Origin of the sequence: Parabacteroides sp. 20_3 (genome assembly GCF_964238835.1) — a bacterium.
GTDB classification, from domain to species: Bacteria; Bacteroidota; Bacteroidia; order Bacteroidales; family Tannerellaceae; genus Parabacteroides; species Parabacteroides distasonis.
Genome location: NZ_CAXSNO010000002.1, coordinates 151,914 through 174,148 on the forward strand (window position 1 = coordinate 151,914; position 22,235 = coordinate 174,148).

Annotated in this window: 22 protein-coding genes; 15 read left to right on the plus strand and 7 right to left on the minus strand. The window is 45.5% G+C overall.

What is annotated here, in order from left to right:
* Positions 1-29 precede the first annotated feature (29 nt).
* A complete protein-coding gene (locus tag ACESPU_RS04435) occupies positions 30-203 on the plus strand; it encodes a DUF6722 family protein (protein ID WP_373133162.1) in 174 nt (57 codons plus the stop codon).
* Between the two features lie 204 nt (positions 204-407).
* Here ACESPU_RS04435 and ACESPU_RS04440 read toward each other — a convergent pair whose 3' ends face one another.
* From ACESPU_RS04440 to ACESPU_RS04450, 3 genes are read right to left on the minus strand one after another with little or no spacing between them, the layout of a single operon-like run.
* Complete coding sequence (locus ACESPU_RS04440) at positions 408-1,058, minus strand: hemolysin III family protein (protein ID WP_005857308.1); 651 nt, start codon at positions 1,056-1,058, stop codon at positions 408-410.
* 17 nt (positions 1,059-1,075) lie between these two features.
* Complete coding sequence (locus tag ACESPU_RS04445) at positions 1,076-1,282, minus strand: heavy-metal-associated domain-containing protein (RefSeq protein WP_005857310.1); 207 nt, start codon at positions 1,280-1,282, stop codon at positions 1,076-1,078.
* Positions 1,283-1,297: 15 nt separating this feature from the next.
* Positions 1,298-3,511 carry a heavy metal translocating P-type ATPase gene (locus tag ACESPU_RS04450; protein WP_373133163.1) on the minus strand — a complete coding sequence of 738 codons (2,214 nt, stop codon included), beginning with the start codon at positions 3,509-3,511 and terminating at the stop codon, positions 1,298-1,300.
* Positions 3,512-3,726: 215 nt separating this feature from the next.
* Between ACESPU_RS04450 and ACESPU_RS04455 the strand changes: the two genes are divergently transcribed.
* Positions 3,727-4,176 carry a YhcH/YjgK/YiaL family protein gene (locus tag ACESPU_RS04455; RefSeq protein WP_122145098.1) on the plus strand — a complete coding sequence of 150 codons (450 nt, stop codon included), beginning with the start codon at positions 3,727-3,729 and terminating at the stop codon, positions 4,174-4,176.
* Between the two features lie 53 nt (positions 4,177-4,229).
* Here ACESPU_RS04455 and ACESPU_RS04460 read toward each other — a convergent pair whose 3' ends face one another.
* Positions 4,230-4,370, minus strand: a complete 141-nt coding sequence (locus ACESPU_RS04460) for a hypothetical protein (RefSeq protein WP_195319927.1) — start codon at positions 4,368-4,370, stop codon at positions 4,230-4,232.
* 135 nt (positions 4,371-4,505) lie between these two features.
* Between ACESPU_RS04460 and ACESPU_RS04465 the strand changes: the two genes are divergently transcribed.
* The 7 genes from ACESPU_RS04465 (at position 4,506) to mobV (ending at position 13,668) form a co-directional block, all read left to right on the plus strand.
* Positions 4,506-5,684, plus strand: a complete 1,179-nt coding sequence (locus tag ACESPU_RS04465; protein WP_057318726.1) for a Xaa-Pro peptidase family protein — start codon at positions 4,506-4,508, stop codon at positions 5,682-5,684.
* 43 nt (positions 5,685-5,727) lie between these two features.
* On the plus strand, positions 5,728-7,428 hold the full coding sequence (locus tag ACESPU_RS04470) for an alkaline phosphatase (RefSeq protein ID WP_373133164.1): 1,701 nt from the start codon (positions 5,728-5,730) through the stop codon (positions 7,426-7,428).
* Between the two features lie 260 nt (positions 7,429-7,688).
* Positions 7,689-8,924 carry a site-specific integrase gene (locus ACESPU_RS04475; RefSeq protein WP_016564205.1) on the plus strand — a complete coding sequence of 412 codons (1,236 nt, stop codon included), beginning with the start codon at positions 7,689-7,691 and terminating at the stop codon, positions 8,922-8,924.
* An 18-nt stretch (positions 8,925-8,942) separates the two neighbouring features.
* On the plus strand, positions 8,943-9,332 hold the full coding sequence (locus tag ACESPU_RS04480) for a hypothetical protein (RefSeq protein WP_016564204.1): 390 nt from the start codon (positions 8,943-8,945) through the stop codon (positions 9,330-9,332).
* Positions 9,333-9,642: 310 nt separating this feature from the next.
* Positions 9,643-10,884 carry a primase-helicase family protein gene (locus tag ACESPU_RS04485; protein WP_016564203.1) on the plus strand — a complete coding sequence of 414 codons (1,242 nt, stop codon included), beginning with the start codon at positions 9,643-9,645 and terminating at the stop codon, positions 10,882-10,884.
* 254 nt (positions 10,885-11,138) lie between these two features.
* A complete protein-coding gene (locus ACESPU_RS04490) occupies positions 11,139-12,107 on the plus strand; it encodes a toprim domain-containing protein (protein ID WP_016564201.1) in 969 nt (322 codons plus the stop codon).
* Positions 12,108-12,300: 193 nt separating this feature from the next.
* Positions 12,301-13,668, plus strand: a complete 1,368-nt coding sequence (mobV, locus tag ACESPU_RS04495) for a MobV family relaxase (RefSeq protein ID WP_022508104.1) — start codon at positions 12,301-12,303, stop codon at positions 13,666-13,668.
* 89 nt (positions 13,669-13,757) lie between these two features.
* Here mobV and ACESPU_RS04500 read toward each other — a convergent pair whose 3' ends face one another.
* Complete coding sequence (locus ACESPU_RS04500; protein ID WP_016564142.1) at positions 13,758-14,984, minus strand: MFS transporter; 1,227 nt, start codon at positions 14,982-14,984, stop codon at positions 13,758-13,760.
* A gap of 691 nt (positions 14,985-15,675) precedes the next feature.
* Between ACESPU_RS04500 and pyrB the strand changes: the two genes are divergently transcribed.
* The 4 genes from pyrB to ACESPU_RS04520 all read left to right on the plus strand — a co-directional run bounded on the left by pyrB (position 15,676) and on the right by ACESPU_RS04520 (position 18,458).
* Positions 15,676-16,596, plus strand: coding sequence for an aspartate carbamoyltransferase (gene pyrB / locus ACESPU_RS04505; protein ID WP_005857322.1), 921 nt, complete (start codon positions 15,676-15,678; stop codon positions 16,594-16,596).
* Between the two features lie 12 nt (positions 16,597-16,608).
* Positions 16,609-17,073, plus strand: a complete 465-nt coding sequence (gene pyrI / locus ACESPU_RS04510; protein WP_005857324.1) for an aspartate carbamoyltransferase regulatory subunit — start codon at positions 16,609-16,611, stop codon at positions 17,071-17,073.
* A 91-nt stretch (positions 17,074-17,164) separates the two neighbouring features.
* Positions 17,165-17,731, plus strand: coding sequence for a flavin reductase family protein (locus tag ACESPU_RS04515; protein ID WP_005862715.1), 567 nt, complete (start codon positions 17,165-17,167; stop codon positions 17,729-17,731).
* Positions 17,732-17,735: 4 nt separating this feature from the next.
* A complete protein-coding gene (locus ACESPU_RS04520) occupies positions 17,736-18,458 on the plus strand; it encodes a porin family protein (protein ID WP_373133165.1) in 723 nt (240 codons plus the stop codon).
* Between the two features lie 9 nt (positions 18,459-18,467).
* Here ACESPU_RS04520 and ACESPU_RS04525 read toward each other — a convergent pair whose 3' ends face one another.
* Positions 18,468-19,742: a hemolysin family protein gene (locus tag ACESPU_RS04525; protein ID WP_122145096.1), complete on the minus strand. Its 1,275-nt coding sequence runs from the start codon at positions 19,740-19,742 to the stop codon at positions 18,468-18,470.
* A gap of 168 nt (positions 19,743-19,910) precedes the next feature.
* Between ACESPU_RS04525 and pheS the strand changes: the two genes are divergently transcribed.
* Positions 19,911-20,930: a phenylalanine--tRNA ligase subunit alpha gene (pheS, locus tag ACESPU_RS04530; protein WP_005857329.1), complete on the plus strand. Its 1,020-nt coding sequence runs from the start codon at positions 19,911-19,913 to the stop codon at positions 20,928-20,930.
* 70 nt (positions 20,931-21,000) lie between these two features.
* On the plus strand, positions 21,001-21,387 hold the full coding sequence (crcB, locus tag ACESPU_RS04535) for a fluoride efflux transporter CrcB (protein ID WP_008779782.1): 387 nt from the start codon (positions 21,001-21,003) through the stop codon (positions 21,385-21,387).
* 70 nt (positions 21,388-21,457) lie between these two features.
* Here the strand turns inward: crcB and ACESPU_RS04540 are convergent, their stop codons facing one another.
* The gene (locus ACESPU_RS04540; RefSeq protein ID WP_158532856.1) at positions 21,458-22,234 is read right to left on the minus strand and encodes a glycosyltransferase; all 777 of its coding nucleotides are present in this window, start codon (positions 22,232-22,234) and stop codon (positions 21,458-21,460) included.
* Position 22,235 lies beyond the last annotated feature (1 nt).

The following is a 22,235-nucleotide window of genomic DNA, read 5'->3' on the forward strand; positions in this document are numbered from 1 at the left end:
TAGATATTAAATAATCAAAATCAAAAATTATGAGGAATTTCGGAAAGTCAGAAACGATATCCACCAAAGAAAAGCTTGGAGACTTTTTCATAGACATTGCCAAGTTGGTTTTCGCAGGAGTGGTATTAAGTACCTTATTGGATTTAACGGAAGATAAGATATTGATACTGATATTAGGATCATATCTACAGTCATCATGTTAATTATGGGATTTGAGTTATATAAAAGAACAAGGAGGTAATATATGGAACCTGCAATAATATTATTTAGCTTTTTAATTGTAGTAGGAATTGTCGGTATAGCGATATTGCGTTATCAGGATTGGAAATATAAGAAACAACATCCGGAAGAACAAGAATAAAAGAAGCCGGAACCGCTAAACACAGTTCCGGCTTCTTTATTTTTCCTTACACCAAATTATAGATCGCTATAAAATGGCAAACCGTTCCCCCGAGAACGAATAAATGCCATGCGGAATGCATATATTTATATTTATCCAGAAAGAAGAAAATCGTTCCTAAGGAATAGAACAAGCCTCCTCCGATCAACCAATATAAGACATACATCGAATCCGTACGCTGGAAAACATCGATCAAAGGTTTGAAAGCGATAATCACCACCCAGCTCATCAGCAGATAACAAACCGTTTTCAGATTATCCTTTTTCTTCATCCGACGGAAACTAAACCATACGCCGATAACCGCGGCCAGCCAAACCGTAATAAATAATCCCCAGCCCCAGAAACCCTCGTCGCGGAGAGCCACCAAGGTAAATGGCGTATAAGTACCCGCGATATGCAAATAAATAGCGCTATGATCCCAACGGCGCAACTGGCATTTTCGCTTGGGATCGGAAGCGGCGTGGTAAAAGGTAGAGGTCACATACGAGGAAGTCATGCACAACGCATAAACGGCGAAACTACCGATCACCCACGGATCACCTGTACGAATCCCGGCGATCATCAAGACGACAATCGCCGTTAAGCCGAACAACATGCCCGCGCCATGCGTAAGCACATTCGCTACTTCCTCACCATGAGTCTGTCTTTGTTTTCTCATCCATCCGATCGCTACGACTACAAGGCACTAGCCTTGAAACCGGCCTCCGATACGGCTGAAAGAATGGTCTCCGCCGGAAGATCGGTTGTTATAGTCAATGTTTTATCCGGGGATTTCAAGTCGATCGACCATGCGTCCTCTTTTACTAATTTATTCAACTTAGCGCCGATAGCCGCTACACATCCGCCACATTTAGCGTTTGTCTTAAATTTTAATGTTGCCATATCTCTACTTATTATTTAAAGTTTACTCCATTTCAACCGTAAGCTATTTAATACCACCGACACGGAACTGAAAGCCATCGCGGCACTCGCCAACATCGGGTTCAGTAACAGTCCGTTCACCGGGAATAAGACACCCGCCGCCAATGGGATTCCGATCAAGTTATAGATAAATGCCCAGAATAAATTCTGGTGGATCGAGCGAACCGTACGTTTCGACAAGCGGATCGCATCCGGCAATAACATCAAATCCGAGGTAATCAACGTGACCATCGCCACATCCATGGCGATATCCGTTCCCTTACCCATCGCAATGCTCACATCCGCACGGGCTAAAGCTTGCGAGTCATTGATACCATCCCCAACCATAGCCACTTTCCTTCCGGCGGCTTGCAAGGAACGGATATACTCCTCCTTATCGCTTGGCAAGACATCCGCCTTATAATGACGGATATCCAGCATGGCCGCAACGGTCTCGGCGGTCCGTTTTCCATCGCCGGTCAATAAATGAACCTCGATACCCATTTCTTTCAAGGCCTCTACCGCCTCTCCCGACGTAGGTTTCAACCGATCCGAAATAGCCATGACCGCAAGCAATTCCGATTCCCAACCGTAATAAACGATACTCTTGCCATCCTCTTCCCACCGGATGATTTCCCGCCCAGCCTCGGGCGGAACCATCGCCTTGAAGGTTTCCAAAAAGCCTTTGCTTCCTACCCAATACGTCACGCCATGTACCTGCATTTGGATACCACGCCCCGTTACGCTCTCGAAACTATCAGCGTCGATCTCCGCGGCCTCCGTTCCTTTCAACCATGAGAGGATAGCGGACGCCAAAGGATGCTCAGACTTCATCTCGGCGGTATAAAGGATATCCAGCATATCCCGGCTCGCCTCCGATATCCAGAAAGAGTCTGTCACCTCGGGCACGCCCTCGGTCAAGGTCCCGGTCTTATCCAGCACGACGGTATCCACCTTACAAAGGTTTTCCAAGGCAAAAGCGTCTTTGATCAATATATGATGCTCGGCGCCTTTACCCATCCCGACCATCAAGGCAGTTGGCGTAGCAAGTCCCAACGCGCAAGGGCAAGCGATCACCAATACCGATACCGCCGATAAGAGAGCGTACGAGAAGTACCCGCTTCCTCCTACTACCAGCCAGACGATAAAAGTAAGTATCGCCAATCCGACAACGATCGGTACAAATATACCACTTATTTTATCAACGATACGCTGCACGGGCGCCTTACTTCCTTGAGCGGCTTGTACCATCTGTACGATTTGTGATAATACGGTAGCGCTCCCCACCCCGGTCGCCTCCATCAAGAAAGCGCCCTTTTGGTTGATCGTCCCGGCCAAGACCCGGTCACCTTGTGATTTCACGACAGGGATCGGCTCGCCACTCAACATGCTCTCATCCACGGAAGAGGAACCTTGAGACACCGTGCCGTCCACCGGGATCTTCTCACCGGGACGGACGCTGACAAGATCTCCCACCCGCAAGAACGAGATAGAGACCTCTTCCTCCTGACCATCTCGCACACGACGGGCGGTTTTAGGCTGTAATCCCATCAAGCTCTTGATAGCGGAAGAAGTGCTGTTCTTCGCCCGCTCCTCCAGAAGTTTACCCAACAGAACGAACGCTATGATCACGCCGGACGCCTCATAATAAACATGCGGCTCCAATCCTCTCTCCCACCAAAACCGCGGATATACGGTATTGAAGAAACTGAACAGGAAAGCGATCGAGGTACTCAACGCCACCAACGTATCCATATTGGCGCTACCGTGCAACGCATGGCGCACGCCGTTCACGTAGAACGACCGCCCGAACACGATCATAATCACCAAGGCCAGCGCCATCATGATCCAGTTACCGCCGGGCGTATGCATAAACACCATTCCCAGCAGGGCCAGCGGAATGGAAAGTACCCACGCCCCGATCGTATTCCGGCGTAGCTTCCGGTAATGCTCTCGTGCCATCTCTTCCTGTACCGCCGTCGGATCCTCTACCTCCACGACCAAATCGTATCCGGCCTCCTGCACGGCCTCTCTCATTTTCTGAGGAGTAATCAAGGATGGATGGTATTTGACGGAAAGCGTATTCGCCGCGAAATTCACCGATGCCTCCTCCACGCCGGGAAGTCCCTTCACCGTATTCTCTACGTTATTGGCACATACGGCGCAACTCATCTCGAGAACCGGCAGTATAATTGTCTCCAAATCTTTCATAGATCGTATCACCTGTTTAGTTATATATAAATGAATAACAAAGATACGATAAATATGATTGCAACCAGATTGCAAACTTTACGAAACAGTATTTACGTACGTTAAGAAACCTAGGAACTTAATAGATTTATTTGAGAAATATGACTATTATTTAACAGGGAAATACCCGACATTTGTAACGATTTTCAAACCAATTACTAAAACTTAATAACAATATGATTCTAGACTCACTTGAGAACTCTAAGCGGATCGAATGTATCCATCCGCTGTTTAAGCAGGCTTTTGACTATGTTAAGTCTACTGATTTTTCAAAAATGGAAGATGGTAAATACGAGATAGCGGACGCTGGTTTCACGGTTAGCATCGCCAGCCTCTTCGGAAAGGAGAAGTCGGAAGCGGCCATCGAGACCCACAAGAAATTTATCGATATCCAATTCCCCTTATTGGGCGTAGAGAAAATCGGATGGAAACCGGGAGATCAATTACTAGAGGAGTCCGTTCCATACAACGAGGAGCAAGATATCGCCTTTTATATCGACAAGCCTACCGCCTATACGAAAATCTATCCCGGACAATTCGCCATTTATTTCCCGGAAGACGGGCACGCCCCGGGTATCGGCCAAGGGAATATCCGGAAGGTGGTTATCAAGATCCCGGTTCAATAGCATCGGATACCCTATCTGTTCCGCAAGAATAATCAGCTGAATACTTATATATTCTATATCGGATCTACTTCTATTCTACAAACCACGGCGTGGTCTTTGTAAACCACGCCATGATCTGTAAAGACCACGCCGTGGTTTATAGGATTCACGACGAGAATCAAGGAATAGATACAGACACGATTATCTTTATTCATAAGAAGATTTCCCTATTCAACCGTATATTCGCATATATGCGTTTGTAATACTTTATTCACCTCAAACCCATTTAAATCTCGTAAATTCTTGTTACCTTTGATGCCCGGTACAAAATAAAAGTAATACAAAGGAAGATGATTTCAGAAGAATTGAAGAACGACCTAAAGATAAAATGGGATCGGATGAGAGACGGTATGGCAAAGATGGGTATGGATGCCTGTTTGCTTACCGTAGATGTAAATCTTTATTATACGACAGGACAAATCTATAGTGGTTATTTTTATTTGCCGGTAGACGGTGAGCCGTGGTTCCTGATCAAGCGACCGAACGGGCTTTCAGGACATCAAGTGGAATACATCCGTAAGCCGGAAGACATCCCGCCCCTATTCGCGGAACGAGGGATCAAGATGCCGAAAAAACTCTTGTTAGAGGCAGATGAGTTAACTTATAATGAATACATCCGTTTAGATAAGGTATTCCAACCGGAGGAGGCCGGTAACGCCACCGCTTTCATGCGAAACCTTCGCCGGGTAAAAACCCCTTGGGAGATCGGGCAATTCCGTATCGCCGCCCGCAAGCACGAGGCTACTTATAGCGAGATCCCGGAATGCTTCCGTCCCGGTATGACAGACTTGGAGTTCCAGTACGAGATCGAGAAACGTATGCGCAAGAACGGCTCGATCGGTCTTTTCCGTGCTTTCGGAGCCAATATGGATATCTATATGGGTAGTATTCTCGCCGGGGAAAACGCCGAGACCCCATCCCCTTTTGATTTCGCTTTGGGTGGAGGCGGCATAGACGCTTCTTGTCCACTAGGCGCTAACGGTACTTTATTAAAAGAAGGTACCGCTATCATGGTGGATATGGCCGGCAATTATACGGCTTATATGACGGACATGACCCGTGTCTTCTCCGTAGGGCGCCTGACGGAGGAAGCTTATCGGGCGCATCAAGTGGCCCTTACGATACAGCAGGAGGTAGAAAACGCTACCCGCCCGGGAACCGCTTGTTCGGATTTATATAATATAGCGGCGAATATCGCTAAGAAAGAAGGTCTTTCGGCTAACTTTATGGGAACCGAGCAACAGGCTAAATTCGTGGGACATGGCATCGGTATACAGATCAATGAGCTACCCGTGCTTACCCCTCGCTCGAAAGAGGAGCTTTTGCCGAATATGGTATTCGCCTTGGAGCCCAAATTCGTGATCCCGGGTGTCGGTGCCGTGGGTATCGAGAACAGTTTCCTTGTAACGGAGACGGGCGTGGAGAAGTTGACACGGTTCAACGAGGAGATCATTCCACTTGGAAATTAAGATTTAATAGAAGAATTTGTTATACATTATTAAATTAAAGCACATGAAAAAAACATTAGCTTTTCTACTTTTGCTGGCTATTATCATTATGCCGGCCAATGCCGTGGAAAAGGAGAACGTGAAGCCTGTCAAGAACGTGATTCTCTTAATCCCGGACGGAACCTCATTGGCGACTATCTCTATCGCCCGTTGGTTACAATGGTACCAAGATCCCAGCAAACCGAAATTGAACATCGACCCGTATTTGTGCGGAACGGTGCGTACGCATTCTTCTAACGCCCCTATCGGCGACTCCGCTCCTACTACATCATGCTACATGACCGGACAGCCGAGCCGTACGGGTTATGTATCCACTTACCCGGAGAACGACGGTGATAACGATATCTACCCGACCGACCCGGCCCGTGCCTTCCAACCGCTTACCACCGTATTGGAGGCTGGCAAGATGTTGCAGGGCAAAGCTACAGGATTGGTTTTCACTTGCGAATTCCCGCACGCTACCCCGGCGGACTGCTCCGCTCATAGCTACAATCGTGGTAAATACGACTGGATCGCTCCGCAGATGGTTCATAATGATATCAATGTCGTTATCGGTGGCGGAGTGTCTATCCTTACGAAGGATATGGAAGATTATCTATTGGCGAACGGATACGGCGTATATAGAAACGACCTGAAAGGTATGCGTGCCGATAATAATCAGAAGATGTGGGCTTTATATGGCAACAAGGAAATGGCTTACGATATCGACCGCAATCCGGAAGAGCAACCTTCTATCGAGGAAATGACTCGTAAGGCGATCGACAAATTGTCCAAGAACCCGAATGGCTTCTTCTTGATGGTAGAAGGCAGTAAGGTAGACTGGGCCGCTCATGGAAATGACCCGGTAGGTATGGCTACCGATTTCTTGGCATTCGATCGTGCCTGCGGTGCCGCATTGGAGTTCGCACGCAATAACGGCGAGACTGCCGTTGTCATCGTACCCGACCACGGAAACAGCGGTATCAGCTTAGGTAGAAGAGATTGTAAAGGTTACGATAAATTGACGAAAGACCAATTGTTCCACCAATTCTCCCTGTATAAATTGACCGCCGAGGGTTTCGCCAACAAGGTAAACAGCGTTCCTAACTCAGAAGTGCAAAACGTATTCCGCACCTACGCCGGCTTCGAACTGACTCCGGAAGAGATGAACGCATTGAACAATTGCAAGGACTACAAGAACAGCCCGATACCGGAAGACCAGCGCGGTAAGGAAGACAACTCCTCCATGTACAGTGGCTCGTTAACCGGATTGATGGCGCATATCATCACTTCCCGCACTTGCTTCGGTTTCACGACCGGCGGCCATACGGGCGAGGAAGTATTCCTTGCCGCTTACCATCCGCAAGGAACCTTACCCCTAGGTATGAATACGAACATCGAGCTGAATGAGTACTTATGCAATTTGTTCGGATTGACACACGATAACTTGGAAAATCTTACAAGCAAGAACTTCGCACGCCACACGGACGTATTCGAGGATTACACTTGCGAGATCGTCCCTGCCGCCGACGAGAAAGGTTCTCCAACCTTGATCGTTAAGAACAAGAAAGATAAGAAAAAACAGCTAACGATCACCCCGTTCTCCAATATCGTGAAGTCTGGGAAGAAAGGCCAAGATGAGATACGGTTAAACTCTGTCGTCGTTTATGTCGATAAAAATAACACGTTCTATCTTCCGGCAAGTCTAGTTGATTTCTTAAAATAAACACCTAACGGAATAGCAAATTTGAGTAAAGCGTAGCGAACAGACTGAAAAAGCGTTCGTTACGCTATATTTTTCTCTTGTTCAAAAGCCAAGAAGAGACAGAATATGGACAAACGCAGCAAAAGTTCAGTTACTTTATCATTACCCGTGCGATGATGCAAATTTCTTGCGAAACCTAAATTTTGCATCGTTTGGCGTTATGTGTCGTATCTGTCGGTAACTCACTATGAATTAATTTTGTAACCAAAAAAAAGTGAGTTATGAGAAGTACATTTAAGGTATTGTTCTACGTGAAGAAAGGCAGTGAGAAACCCAACGGCAACCTGCCTTTGATGTGTCGCATTACGGTGGACGGAGAGATTAAGCAGTTCAGTTGCAAGATGGATGTTCCCTTGCGCCTGTGGGACGTGAAGAACAACCGTGCTTCGGGTAAGAGTGCCGAAGCGCAAAGAATCAACCGTGCCGTTGACAAAATCAGAGTGGAGATAAACCGCCGTTATCAAGAGTTGATGCAGACGGACGGTTATGTCACTGCTGCCAAGTTGAAAGATGCCTATCTCGGCATCGGTATCAAACAGGAAACCTTGCTAAAACTGTTTGAACAACACAACAGCGAATTTGCCAAGAAAGTGGGACACAGCAGGGCAAAAGGAACATTCCGACGTTATGTTACCGTCTGCAAGCACATCCGTGAGTTCCTACCCCATACCTACAAGCGTGAAGATATTCCGTTAAAAGAGTTGAACCTCTCGTTCATCAACGACTTCGAGTATTTCCTGCGTACTGAGAAAAAATGCCGCACCAATACCATTTGGGGCTACATGATTGTGCTGAAACACATTATTTCCATAGCGAGGAATGACGGTCGTCTGCCGTTCAATCCCTTTGCAGGGTACATCAACTCTCCCGAAAGCGTGGACAGAGGGTATATTACGAGAGAGGAGATACACACAATGATGAACACCGATATGCCCGACAAGACACACGAGCTTGTCAGGGATTTATTTCTGTTCTCCACCTTTACAGGTTTGGCATATTCCGATGTCAAGAACCTTACGGAAGACAACCTGCAAACATTCTTTGACGGAAATCTGTGGATTATCACCCGAAGAAAGAAAACTAACACGGAATCCAATATCCGATTGTTGGATGTTCCCCGAAAGATAATAGAGAAGTACAGGGGTATGACAAGAGATAATAAAGTATTCCCCATGCCGAGTAACACGACTTGCAACAAGAAGCTGAAAGCCATTGCCAAGTTGTGCGGTATAAAAGTCCACTTGACCTATCATGTAGCAAGACATTCGGCAGCGACCACTGTGCTGTTATCCAACGGAGTACCCATTGAAACCGTCAGCCGACTTTTGGGACATACCAACATAAAAACGACCCAAATTTACGCAAAAATCACAGCCCAAAAGATTAGTCAGGATATGGAAACATTGTCGCACAAACTGGAGGATATGGAAAAGAACATTTGCAATGCCATTCAGTAACCCTTAAATCAAACGATAATGAAAGAGGAAAGAAACATCATAACAATGAACGAGTTCGGCAATGTAGTTATGCCGAAAGATATACAGGCAACCGCCATGAGTGAGTGGGAGCTTTGCGAGTTGTTCAATGTAACCGCCCCGACTATCAGGGCAGGGATAAAGACACTCTGCAAGAACGGCATTCTGAATGAGTGTGAGATAAGGCATACCATCCGACTGTCCGACAAGTGCAGCATGGAGGTTTACAGCCTTGAAACGATAATCGCCCTTGCGTTCCGTATCGGCACATACAGTGCGAAGCAGGTGCGCAATGCCGTTCTTGAAAGACTGTACTTGCGAAAAGAGAAAACAAGCATCTTCTTTTCGCTGAACACCAACGGCATAGCCAAAGCCGAATACTTCTCGTAGCTGAATTGGTTGCACGACTGACGGAATCCATTCATTCAGTCACGAATAGAGTAATCAAGCCAGCGTGTCAGCATATAATCTGACCGACATATCAACAGGAACTCCAATTTTTTCTCCCGAAAAGCGTAATCCCCACATTCGTTTTTTGGGAGTTTTTTCGTCTGTCCTGCCCGACTTCCGTTCCAAACCATTGAAAGTTTTTTCTTCGGGGGCTATTTGTCACCGTTCTGCCGCGTTTTGCGTAACAACTTATCCGATAAATGCTTATACTTTTGTAGCTGGTATTTTTCAAACTTAAAACCATTTGATTATGTCAGCTAACAAACAACAAGACAGCCACAGACCGCCATCGGATGGTGGCATGGCAAAGGAGGAATTCATCCGAGTGGGGACTACGCTTTACAAGATTGTGGAGCAGCCCAAACTGAACGGAGGGTATGTAAGGAAACGCATAGCATGGAACAACGAAACCCTGCGCCAAGACTACGGCAAGGACTACATCGGCAGCGTTCCCAAGTATGACGGCTTCTGCACCGTACCCGAACACATCGGCTACCATCCCGTGGTCGGCAAGTTCCTTAACCTCTATGAACCGATAGACCACCAACCTAAAGAGGGCGATTTCTCGCATATCCAATCTTTGGTAGGTCACATCTTCGGGGAGCAATACGAGTTGGGCATGGACTACCTACAACTGCTCTACTTGTACCCCATTCAAAAGCTGCCTATCCTGCTGTTGGTATCAGAGGAACGCAACACAGGCAAAAGCACATTTCTGAATTTTCTAAAACTCCTATTTCAGAACAATGTAACCTTTAACACCAACGAGGATTTCCGTAGCCAATTCAATTCCGACTGGGCCGGCAAACTGCTTATCGTGGTGGACGAGGTGCTGCTCAACCGTAGGGAGGACAGCGAGCGGTTGAAGAACCTAAGCACCACACTTTCCTACAAGGTGGAAGCCAAAGGCAAAGACCGTGACGAGATAGCGTTTTTCGCCAAGTTCGTGCTATGCTCCAACAACGAGTACTTGCCTGTAATCATTGATGCAGGGGAAACACGCTATTGGGTACGCAAGATAGACCGCTTGCAGTCTGATGATACCGACTTCCTGCAAAAGCTGAAAGCGGAGATACCCGCCTTTCTTCATTTCCTGCAACACAGAACACTATCCACCGAAAAGGAAAGCCGTATGTGGTTTGCTCCATCGCTGTTGCATACCGAAGCCTTGCAGAAGATAATCCGCAGCAACCGTAACCGACTGGAGATAGAGATGCACGAGCTGATACTTGACATCATGGATAGTGTCGGCACGGACACATTCTCGTTCTGCTACAACGACATTCTTCTGTTGCTGGTACACTCGCAGGTAAAAGTGGAGAAGCACCAAGTCCGAAAGGTGTTGCAGGAGTGTTGGAAACTTACGCCTGCACCCAACGGACTGACCTATACCACCTACCAATTCAACTACAATCGGGAGTGTCGGTATGAGCCTGTAAAACGGGTCGGTCGTTTCTATTCTGTCACGAGGGAACAACTTGAATCCCTGTAATATCATTCTTTTTTTTGTTGAATTGATGAATAAGGATATAACTATGCTGACAATAAACAATATACACTCTCAACAAAATCTCAACAATCGAAAAGAGAAGTTGAGAGAGGAACAGCACCCGATTGTTGATTTCTCTTTTGGCGAGTGGTTTGTTGAGAAGATGTTGAGCAAATATCTTTCTGTAAATAAATGTGTTATATAAGCCATTCAACAAATCAACGTTTTTACAATCATCATCAAATCTATAGAATATCATGAACATACAAGAAGTTAAACAAATCAGAATCGCAGACTATCTGCAAAGTTTGGGTTACACGCCCGTCAAGCAACAGGGCAGCAGCTTTTGGTACAAATCACCGCTGAGAGAGGAAACGGACGCATCTTTCAAGGTAAACACAGAACTCAACAAATGGTACGATTTTGGACTTGGCAAGGGCGGTAACATCATCGCATTGGCAGCGGAACTCTACCATACGGAAGATGTAACCTGCCTGTTGAAGCGCATAGAGGAACGGACACCATACATCCGCCCTGCATCGTTTTCTTTTGGCAAGCAGCAATCCGACAACCGCACTTATCGGGTATTAAGAGTTGGCGAGCTGTCATCACCTGCGCTCATTGCCTATCTGCAAGAAAGGGGGATAGACATTGAACTCGCCAAAAGGGAGTGTAAGGAACTGCGGTTTGAGAATGCCGACAAACCCTATTTCGCCATCGGCTTCCCGAATATGGCAAGAGGGTATGAAGTGCGTAATAGATACTTCAAGGGATGTGTCGCCCCGAAGGACATCACCCATATCCGACAGCAAAAAGAGCCACGAACCGTCTGTTATCTTTTCGAGGGCTTCATGGATTATCTCTCGTTCCTGACCATCCGAGTAAAGAACAATCCGCAACACCCACGATTGAATGCACAGGATTACGTCATTCTCAACTCCGTTTCCAACCTCTCGAAAGCGGAAAGCATATTGGCAACCTATACCCGAATCGGCTGTTTCCTTGACAATGACACAGCAGGACGGAACGCATACGCCAACCTGCAACGGATGTTGGGTGACCGCTTGCAGGATATGTCGGTTCACTATGCAGGGTATAATGACTTGAACGAGTACCTGTGCAAAAAACTCTTGTCCCAATCGACAGAGCCGATAAAGGAGGAGAAGCAAGTACAATCCGCAAGGCGGATGATGCAGCCACCGAAAAAGAAAGGGCTGAAAATATAGAGGGGAACAGGTTCGCTTTCCCAAGGGTATTTAGACAGAAATACCATAGCTCAATAGGGCGTTTTCTTCACGCATTACACGGTAATGCTAAAAACTCCCTATCGAGCCAAAGGGAAATCCCTTTGGAAACCCTGAGAGCCAATGCCACAGGCAGAGAATACACTCATAACAATAACCGTAAAAATCAAACTACATGGGATATTTTTCATTGGACATAAAGAAAGCAAAAGGTTCATCGGACACCGTACAATCCGACCATATAGAGAGAAGAATCATACCTAAAAACGCAGACCCGACAAGAACGCATCTGAACAGGGTACTTATAGAATACCCCGATGGCGTTCATGGCAGGGATGAAGCGATTGCCCACAGGCTGAACACGGCAGGCATCAAGCGGAAGATTACACATGACCAAGTCCGTGTAGTCCGAGTGGTTCTGTCGGGAACACATGAGGACATGATGGACATACAGGAAAACGGAAGACTTGACGAATGGTGCAGCGACAGCATCCAATGGCTGCAAGCCACATTCGGCAGGGAGAACGTGGTTGCCGCCCATCTTCACATGGACGAGAAGACACCGCATATCCATGCAGCCATTGTTCCCATCGTGACAGGTGAAAGGCGCAAAGCCAAGAAAGAGCAGGAAGACGGCAAACGGAAGTATCACAAGAAAGCAAATACCGTCCGTTTGTGTGCCGATGACCTGTTCAACCGTCAGACCTTGATTGCGTACCACGACAATTATGCAAGGGTTATGGCTAAATACGGATTACAGCGAGGTGTGCGAGGTTCCGAAGCACGGCACACCACCACGACACAGTATTATCGGGACATACAGAAAAAGAACGCTGCCCTTGATGCAGAAAACAAGCGGTTACAGGAGCAGAAAACCGAAACCGAACAGGAACTCAGACAAGCCAAGAAAGAGGTACAGACCGAGAAACTGAAAGGTGCAGCCACCACCGCAGCGACCAACATAGCTGAAAGTGTCGGTTCTCTTTTCGGGAGCAACAAGGTCAAGACTTTGGAAAGGGAGAACACCGCCCTGTATCGGGAAGTTGCCACCCATGAGGAAACCATTGAGATACTGCAAAACCGCATACACACGATGCAAACCGAGCACAACCGCCAGTTGTTGGAAATACAGCAGAATCACCGTAAGGAGATGGCGGAAAAAAGTGTCAGACACAAAGATGAAGTATCAGGTTTGAAACGCATTATCGAAAAGCTGTGTGCATGGTTTCCTATGGCAAAGGAAATTATGAGAATAGAGAGCCTGTGCCGCCTTGTCGGGTTCAATGAAAGGCAGACCACGACATTGACTTATGGTAAGCCTTTGATATACGAGGGCAAACTTTATTCGGAGGAACATAATCGGAGTTTTACGACAGAAAGAGCAGGCTTTCAAGTGGTGAAAGACCCTGCGGACAAGTCTAAACTGACACTCGTAATCAACCGCCAGCCCATAGGCGAATGGTTCAGGGAACAGTTCGACAGGCTACGGCAGAGCATACGACAGCCAATTCAACCACAAAGGAAAAGTAGAGGAATTACATAAGTAGTTAAAACAGATTGCAATAAGCCTCCGATAATCGTATTTCCCTATCAGAGGCTTATTGCTGTTTAGATTTAGTTACGTTTCATAAATCATGATTTTTGTTTTTGATTGTCGACCTTTCTAAGTTGTGGAAGACATAAGGCTATTATAGCGAGAAGCAGAATAGCCATACCTGAGAACAAAAACCAACGGTTTACCCCGATTTGGTCTGCAAATGCACCCGACACTACCAACCCAAGCGGCATGGCAAACGACATGATGCTGCCAAGAAGTCCGAAAACACGCCCTAAATACTCGGGTTGTATCTGTTCTTGAAATAGCGCGGTCTGTACTCCATTATAGAATGGGGCAGAAAAGCCCATCAACGTACAACATATCGCAAATATCATAAAACCATTGGTTGGTAGCAAGCCGGAAACAGTCAATGACACTCCCATAAGAAAGATAGAGCCGATGATATTTGCCATGCGCTTTTTGAAACCTCCCCATGCGCCCAATAGAAGTCCGCCCAACAACATACCAACTGCAAAAACAATTTCCACCACGGAAGCATGCAAGGTACTTCCCTCGAAATAATTCATACTCATCAGCGGAAATAGCGCATTGATTGGCATATAAATGAACATATTGATTGCTCCTATCCAAAGCAATGTGAAAAGAGCTTTATTTTGTCGTATTGCGTTATAGCCAATGCGCAGTTCGGTGAAAAAGTTTTCTTGCTGCAGCGCTTCAATCGGTTGTTTTGGGATGTGAACCATTGCAACAGTGATACAGGCAATTATTGCTCCGAATACGTCAAGGGCAACCGCAGAATTCAACCCCCATTTTGCATAGAGAAAAGCGGCAATTGCCGGACTTAGGATGAAACTTGCCGATTGGATGGACTGGGTGTAGCCGGCACATTTGACTAACTGTTCTTCAGGCACTAAAAGAGGTGTTACCGCACTTAACGCAGGGGAATGGAATGCAGTGCCAACGCTTCTAATGAAGAGGATGAGCATTACTATCCATACAGGTAGTTCCGCTGACAGGGAAATTACGGTAAGTACCAGTCCAGCACAAGCTATGATGACATCTGCACCAATCATGACCATTTTCCGGTTCCAGCGGTCAACAAGTACTCCGATTGCAGAACCTAAAACCGCTTGAGGTAGAAACCCAACCAAGGTCGCCATTGACAACACCATCGCAGACCCTGTTGTATTTGTCAGATGCCAGATGATGGCCATTTGAAGAACCCCACTTGTTATCAGGGACACAGCTTGCCCCGCCCATATTGTATAGAAATCTTGTTTCCAATTTCTGATTTTTTCCATTTGAATTTTTCCTTTTATCTTTTGAATGTTTCTTGATTTTATAGCACAAAAAATCTCTCGACAAGCCTGAAATAGCATGCCGGATTACAAAGACAATGACATTCAAATCGAATTAATTAGATTTGAATGTGGAAAAATTACCAAGGTTTATGATATGCAATATTAACGGTGTTTTTACCTGTTAATATTGTACAATTGTTCATAATCATATTGAAAACCACTATATATGTTGCGACTTATCTTAATTGGGATGGTATTATATGCACACCGAATCCGCTGCAAAGTTACAATAAATTATTCGATTTTTGCACTAACTAAAGTAAAGAATTTCAATGCTTCCTGAATTTTGCCTTTCCTTTTTTATCCAAATCTGCAAAAAATAACGGCATAAGCAAATAGGTATATATCGAAAGGCAAAAAATGGCGAATACTGTTTGTATTGGATACTATATCAAAGATTTGTCGTATCTTTGCACCTGAAAGAGTTATTTGATAGTAAAACACCGCAAAACGCTGAAAATCGCACGGTTTCCTAGTCGTTACCATTACTTTTCAGATACTCCGTTAAATGTTTATTCATCAAACGGTTAGACGAAACCGTTCAGAATTTAAAATAAAATCTAAAGCGGAGGCCCTTCGGTCTCCGCTTTTTTTATACATTCGCGTACATAAGACAGAATATACACAACCTATGAAAAGTAAAAGTTTAGTTTCTATCGATCAATGTTCCAAAGAGGACATTCTTCGTATTCTGGATAACGCAAGGAAGTTTGAGGAGAATCCGAACCGGAAATTACTGGAAGGCAAAGTCGCCGCCACCCTGTTCTTCGAGCCCTCTACACGTACGAGACTGAGTTTCGAGACAGCCGTAAACCGTTTAGGTGGACGGGTGATCGGTTTCTCGGACGCTTCCACGACTAGTTCCTCCAAGGGCGAGACCTTGAAAGATACGATCTTGATGGTAAGCAATTACGTGGACTTGATCATTATGAGACATCATCTGGAAGGAGCCGCCCGCTATGCTTCCGAGGTGACGGATGTCCCTATCATCAACGCTGGTGACGGGGCGAACCAACATCCCTCGCAAACCATGCTGGACCTGTATTCCATCCGCAAGACACAAGGCAAACTGGATAACCTCACCATCACGATGGTCGGCGATTTGAAGTATGGCCGTACGGTTCACTCCTTGATCGTGGGAATGTCTCACTTCCATCCGACCTTCCACTTCGTCGCGCCGAACGAGCTGCGCATGCCGGACGAGCAAAAGAACTTCTGCGACAAGCACGGACTCAAATACGAGGAGCATACCGATTTCACGGAAGATATCATCAACCAGACGGATATCCTTTATATGACCCGTGTACAACGTGAGCGTTTCACAGACTTGGAAGAGTACGAGCGGGTAAAGAACGTGTATATCCTGCGTAACGACATGCTGAGAAACAGCCGTGAGAACCTGCGTATCTTACATCCGCTACCCCGTGTGAACGAGATCGCTTACGATGTAGATGACAATCCAAAGGCTTATTACATCCAGCAGGCACGCAACGGGCTGTTCGCACGCCAAGCTATCATTTGCGAAGTTTTAGGTATATCTATCGACGAATAAAAACGAAGTTTTATGTCAGCAGAAAAGAAAAAAGAGTTGCAGGTAGCCGCTTTAGAGAACGGTACCGCCATAGACCATATTCCTCCCAGCCAATTATTCAAGGTAGCCTCTTTACTGGGACTGGAGAAAATGAACAATACGATCACGATCGGCAATAATTTCCATAGCAACAAGATGGGATGCAAGGGTATGATCAAGATCGCCGACAAGTTTTTCGAGGAGGACGAGATCAACCGTATCGCCATGATCGCCCCGAATATTATATTGAACATTATCCGTGATTATGAGGTTGTAGAGAAGAAGACGGTTACTTTACCCGACGAGCTGATTGGCTTGGTCAAATGTAACAATCCGAAATGTATCACCAATAATGAGCCGATGCTTTCCCGCTTCCACGTGATCGACAAGGAGAAGGGAACCATTAAATGTCATTATTGCGAACGTAAGATTAATAAAGAAGACATTATCATTAAATAATTGAAAGTTGAGAATTGAGAATTGAAAGTCAAAGACCTTTGTGGAGCTAATTCTCAATTCTCAACTCGCAATTGTAAAAACTGCGTTTTATATGAAGCACGATTGGAAACCGGGAACCATGATCTATCCATTGCCTGCCGTAATGGTGAGTTGTGGGAATGAGCCTTCCGAGTACAATATAATAACAGTCGCATGGGTAGGTACGATTTGTACGAATCCGGCGATGTGCTATATATCCGTACGTCCGGAACGATTCTCTTATCCGATCTTGAAGAAGAATATGGAGTTCGTCATTAACTTGACGAATCGTGAGCTGGCCTACGCCACGGATTGGTGCGGGGTAAACTCAGGGAAAGACCATCATAAATTCGAGGAGATGAAGCTCACTCCCGGAAAAGCGACCGTCGTTAACGCCCCTACGATAGACGAGTCTCCGCTTTGTATCGAATGCCGGGTAAAAGAGGTAATTGCTCTCGGAAGTCATGATATGTTTATCGCTGATGTCGTAAACGTACAGGCTGACGACCGATATCTAGATCCGGAGACAGGGGCTTTTGATATGCAGAAAGCGGATCTTTTGGCTTACTCGCATGGTAAGTATTACGGGTTAGGTGAATTTGTCGGTAAATTCGGCTGGTCCGTGAAAAAGAAAAAATAACGGTATGAAAAAAGTCTACCTTATAGGAGCGTTGCTGTCTTTCGGTCTGTTAGCAGAAGCCCAGAGTTTCATGCGTTTCGAGGACAAGGCATTCAACTTTGGAGCCAAAGTGGGATTCAACGCCACTTTCCCAGTCATAAACACCCTTTCCATCAATGGGAAGGAAGCGGAGAATATAGACATCGAATATAAGGTAGGTTATCTGGCCGCGGTCTTTTGCCGGGTCAATATCGAACGGTTCTTCCTCCAGCCTAGTTTCTCATGGCATCGTTCTGAGGGAAATATCCGTTTTTCCATACCTCAAAGTTTGCCGGAAAATAATATGATGTCCAATACATCGGCAACTACCGACCTCTTGATGATGAAAACCAGTTCCTTAGAGGTTCCCATAATGGTAGGCTATAACCTAGTGAAGAAAGGGCCTTACGGACTTAGCCTTATGGTCGGCCCCAAATTAAAATACAACTATAAGATCGCCTATACGGTAGAGTCTTCCACCACGCATGTAGAATACGTGAATGACAACACCCCGTTCGGAGTCAATATCGCTACGGGCGTAGGGGTTAGCATCGGACGGCTATTCTTCGACTTTGTCTATGAGTTCGGATTGAATCAAGTGGAATCCGATTTCGAGAAAGTCAACAACCCGGTTCCCGAGATTAATTATGATATCAATATTGACAAGCGAACGAACGTGATGAGTATCTCACTCGGCGTACTCTTCTAAAAAGACATTTTACCCATTTTTCAAGTACTTGACCAAAACCTTATCGATCCGGGCGCCATCCATATCTACGATCTCGAACTCAAAGTCCAGCCACTTTAATTTCTCACCCGTCTTCGGTACACGTTCCAATATCTCTAGGATCAAGCCGCTCAAAGTATTATAATCATGCTCGGCATACAAATCCTCCATGTCGAAATATTCCAAGAAATCATAGAAAGAATATTGGCCGTCCACCAACCAAGTACCATCCTCACGTTGTATGATCTCGGACTCCTCTCCGACTTCCGGTACTTGCCCGATCAAGCCTTCCATGATATCCTTCAAGGTTACGATACCTTGAATGCCTCCGAACTCATCCGTAACGAGTCCATATTTCACGTGTGTCTGCTTGAAAGATTCCAAGGCGTTATATACGCTCTGGTTCTCGGGAACGAACTGTGCCGGGCGAAGTACTTGGTTGATCGAGAAATCCGGTTGGTCGATCCTTCCGAACAAATCTTTCAGATAAACGACTCCTACTATATTATCGAACTTCTCCGAGGCCACGGGATATATATTAAATAAGTTCTCCTCCACTTTCTCCCGAATCTTCTCCGTACTATCCGTCACATCCAGCCAAACCAGCTCGCTACGATGCGTCATGATAGAACCCACGTTACGGTCTCCCAGATTAAAGACCCGCTCTACGATGTCCTGCTCTACCTCTTGCACCTCGCCACCGTCGAAGCCCTCTTTCACGATCGCCTTGATTTCTTCCTCTGTTACCCTATTTTCCTCTTTCGTATCCACGCCCGTCATCTTCACAGCCAACGCCGTACTCTTTGAAAGTAGCCAAACAAAAGGAGAGGATATCAAGGAAAGAAAATTCATGGGTTTAGCAACTAACATAGAGACCTTCTCGGCACACCCCATGCCGATCCGCTTCGGTACCAACTCTCCGAATATAAGTGTAAGATACGTCACGATAATAACGATCGTCGTTTTAGCGATCCCCAACGCATACGGTTCTAGGACCGGTATTTGCGCTATTATAACAGCGAAATTATGAGCTAACGCCTCGCCAGAGTACAAACCTGTCAAGATACCGATCAAAGTAATTCCGATCTGGATGGTTGAGAGAAACTTATCCGGCTCATTTGCCAGCTTCAAAGCAGTGCCCGCAGATTTATTACCACGTTTCGCTTCGGTTTCCAACCTAGCCTTCCGGGCCGAGACCAAGGCGATTTCCGACATCGCAAGAATTCCATTCAGTAAGATAAGGCCAATAATAATGACTATTTCCATTAATTAATTTATAGTTTGATTATGCTGCGAAGATATATAAATACTTTAATATATAAAACAAGACACCTAAGTGTCTGCGCTTACATTTAACTAAAAAACCTTACGAATCCCTTGCGGTTTCAAAAGAAAGGCGTACTTTTGCATGACAAATACAAAGTGTGATTAGAAATGCTCGATAAAATTAAGGCTCTGCTTCAAGAAGTAGAGAATATGAAAGCGGCAAATGCCGAGGAACTAGAAGCTTTACGTATAAAGTATCTCAGCAAAAAAGGCGAGATATCGGCGTTGATGAATGATTTCCGTAATGTAGCGGCTGATCAAAAACGTGAGGTTGGCAAATACTTGAACGAACTAAAGGAAACAACCCAGAGCAAGATCAACGAATTAAAAGAAAGCTTTGAGAATGTACAGACCGCAAACGATGATATCGATTTGACTCGTACGGCTTACCCGATCGAACTAGGCACTCGTCATCCTCTATCACTTGTAAAGAAAGAAATTTGCGATATATTCGGACGGTTAGGATTCAGCATCGCTGAGGGACCGGAAATCGAGGACGATTGGCATGTCTTCTCTTCCTTGAATTTCGCCGAGGACCATCCTGCCCGCGATATGCAAGATACGTTCTTTATCCAGCATAACCCGGATGTATTGCTTCGCACACATACTTCTTCCGTACAGACCCGAGTAATGGAAAAGCAAGAACCGCCTATCCGTATCATCTGTCCGGGACGTGTATATCGTAATGAGGCTATCTCTTATCGTGCTCACTGTTTCTTCCATCAAGTAGAAGCGTTATATGTAGATAAGAATGTCTCATTCGCCGACTTGAAACAAGCCTTGTTGTTCTTCGCCAAGGAAATGTTCAGTCCGGATACAAAAATTCGCTTGCGTCCTTCTTACTTCCCGTTCACGGAGCCATCCGCCGAGATGGATATCTCCTGCAACATTTGTGGAGGTAAGGGTTGCCCCTTCTGTAAAGGAACCGGTTGGGTAGAGATCCTCGGTTGCGGTATGGTAGACCCGAACGTGCTTGAGAACTGCGGTATCGATAGCAAGGTTTATTCAGGCTATGCGTTGGGAATGGGTATCGAGCGTATTACCAATTTGAAATACCAAGTAAAAGACTTACGCATGTTCTCGGAAAACGATGTTCGTTTCTTGAGACAGTTTGAGTCGGCCAATTAAATTGAAAACCTAAATCATTTACCATCTCCCCGGGCCTTAACCTAGCCCGGGGGAAACACACTAGGTTGATATGATAAAGGTTTTTCTTTTAATAATAGGAGGAGCTATCGGATCTGCGCTACGGTTCGGAGTTTCCACGTGGGTGCAACGATCGATGCTTTACTCCTTTCCTTTTGGTATCTTGTCGGTCAATGTGATCGGCTCCTTTTTAATCGGCTTCTGCTGGAGTATAGCGGAAGCCTATAATTTTTCTATCAATACAAGAGCTTTCCTATTCACTGGTCTTTTCGGTGGTTTCACGACTTTCTCTTCTTTCGCTCTCGACACGATGGTACTTATGCGTACCGGAGAATACAAGATGGCACTACTCAATGTACTTGCCAGTAATATCCTTGGTTTGATAGCGGTCTTCCTTGGGATCATACTTGGGAAGAATATCATTACAATGATCAAGTAAATAAATAAAAAAACACGGCACAAGTCAGTCATGACAAGGCCGTGTTATATCGAATAAAGCTGTTTCCAAATTATCTATTTACTAACCTCAAGAATACTTTCTTAGAAAAATAAGAAGGTAAAAACAGAATAAAGAAATACAGATACGAAGCCATCGGGGAATATCCGAGAACCGTTCTATAAACACGTAAATTATACTTTATGAGAGACCATTTATTCCGAGAGATAGAACTTGAGTGAATTCGGTAAATCGCCAATGGCTCTTTCAAGCCGTAAGCGACCTCACAACGCCTAAGTATGGTAAGCCATAACCCCCAATCTTGCCGTTTACGTAATTCCGGCATAAAGACCTTTCCCACTTTCTCCGTATCATAGACAGCGGTCAAGCAGCCAATCCCATCATCACACCGCATAGAGAAATAGGTCTCCCTTCTTTTTCCGATAACAATGCTGGAAATCTTTCCACTCTCGTCGCAAGTCATATACGAGGTATAAGATAAGGCACAATCCTTCTCTCGCATAAAAGCCAACTGTTTCTCCAGCTTCTCCGGACACCATCGATCATCACTATCGCAAAAAGCGATAAATCGTCCTTTGGCCTCCGAGATAGAGCGATTCCGGCAAACACCCGCCCCACAATTCTTTTCTAACCGGAACAACTTAATACGGGAATCCCTTTGAATATACCGCTCTATGATCTCAACAGAACGATCCGTAGAGCAATCGTCAGTAATCAACAGTTCCCAATTAAGATAAGTCTGCGAAAGAATCGACTCAATGGTTCCCGCTATAAAAGACGAAGAATTATAAGAAGGAGTAATAATGGAGACCAAACCTAAATTATCCATA